1 protein-coding gene is annotated in these 1,763 nt (G+C 66.4%); it reads left to right on the forward strand.

The features are described 5' to 3' along the window. Positions 1 to 266 precede the first annotated feature (266 nt). Positions 267 to 1,712, forward strand: coding sequence for an aldehyde dehydrogenase family protein (locus tag ACIPIA_RS15570; protein WP_400510865.1), 1,446 nt, complete (start codon positions 267 to 269; stop codon positions 1,710 to 1,712). Positions 1,713 to 1,763 lie beyond the last annotated feature (51 nt).

The following is a 1,763-nucleotide window of genomic DNA, read 5'->3' on the forward strand; positions in this document are numbered from 1 at the left end:
TTACATGCTCGCTTCGCGCAATCTGCTGGTCGTACTCGTGGTCGTGCTTGTGGCCGCTCTCGCCGTGACCGGCTATTCGCTCTACCAGGAAAAGAAGCAGCCGGACGGCGTCGAGATCTCGGTCGGCAAGAACGGGCTGTCGATCAAGGAGAAGTAGATCCGGCCAGGCGATGCGGTCAGCGGATGGCTCCCTGATCGCCGGGCATTGGCCTTCGCGGCCCAAAGGCGCTAACACCCAGCCACGAACCTGTTCGTGGGAGAGAAAGATGAACGCGCCCTTCAAGAACCTCATCGCTGGCGAATGGGCCGGCGGAGCCAATGCCTCGCGCAACATCAACCCCTCCAATACCAACGACGTCGTCGGCGAGTATGCTCAGGGCTCGGTCGAGGACCTCAACAACGCCGTCGCTGCCGCCAAGGCGGCCTTCCCGGCCTGGAGCCGCACGACGCCGCAGGAGCGCTACGAGATCCTGAAGAAGGCGTCCGACGAGATCCTCGCCCGCAAGGACGAACTCGGCCGCCTGCTCTCCCGCGAGGAGGGCAAGACCCTTCCCGAGGGCATCGGCGAGGCGACGCGCGCCGGCCAGATCTTCGCGTTCTTCGCCGGCGAGTGCCTGCGGCTCGGCGGCGAGATGATCCCGTCGGTGCGCCCCGGCGTCGGCGTCGAGGTGACGCGTGAGCCCATGGGCATCATCGGCATGATCACGCCCTGGAACTTCCCGATCGCGATCCCGGCCTGGAAGATCGCGCCGGCGCTCGCCTGGGGCAATTGCGTCGTCATCAAGCCGGCCGATCTGGTGCCGGGCTCGGCCTGGGCGCTTGTCGACATCCTCCAGCGCGCCGGCTTGCCCAAGGGCGCGCTGAACCTGGTGATGGGCCGCGGCTCGGTGGTCGGCCAGGCGCTGCTCGAGCACAAGGACGTCACCGCCATCTCCTTCACCGGTTCGGTCGCCACCGGCCGCAAGGTCGCGGCCGCCTGCATCGCCTCGAATCCGATGAAGAAGGTCCAGCTGGAGATGGGCGGCAAGAACCCGCTCGTCGTTCTCGACGACGCCGATCTCAAGACGGCCGTGGAAGTGGCAGTCAACGGCGCCTTCTTCTCGACCGGCCAGCGCTGCACCGCCTCCTCGCGCCTGATCGTCCAGGCCGGCATCCACGACAGGTTCGTCGAAGCCTGCATCGAGCGCCTTAAGGGCGTTGTCGTCGATGACGCGCTGAAGAGCGGCACCCATATCGGCCCGGTGGTCGATCAGGGCCAGCTCGACCAGAACCTGAAGTATATCCAGATCGCCCAGGACGAAGGCGGCAAGCTGGTCTTCGGCGGCGAGCTCCTGAAGCGCGACACCCCCGGCTTCTATCTCGCGCCGGCGCTCTTCACCGAGACCACGAATGCCATGCGCATCTCGCGCGAGGAGGTCTTCGGCCCGGTCGCCAACATCGTCCGCGTGAAGGATTACGACGAGGCGCTCGCCGTCGCCAACGACACCGAGTTCGGCCTCTCCTCCGGCATCTGCACGACCTCGCTGAAGCATGCGACGCATTTCAAGCGCAACAGCGAGGCCGGCATGGTGATGGTCAACCTGCCGACGGCCGGCGTCGACTATCATGTGCCGTTCGGCGGCCGGAAGGGCTCCAGCTACGGCCCGCGCGAGCAAGGCGCCTACGCCAAGGAGTTCTACACCACGGTCAAGACCGCCTATACGCTGGCCTGAGTACGCAGCACCGGCAATTCAAGGGGGCCGCGCCGTGATGGCGCGGCCCTT

This window comes from Allobosea sp. CER48 (assembly GCF_044752385.1).
Taxonomy (GTDB): Bacteria; Pseudomonadota; Alphaproteobacteria; order Rhizobiales; family Beijerinckiaceae; genus Allobosea.

Excerpts from the sequence above, each read along its gene's own strand:
- ACIPIA_RS15570 (WP_400510865.1), top strand. The coding sequence starts at position 267 with ATGAACGCGCCCTTCAAGAACCTCATCGCTGGCGAATGGGCCGGCGGA.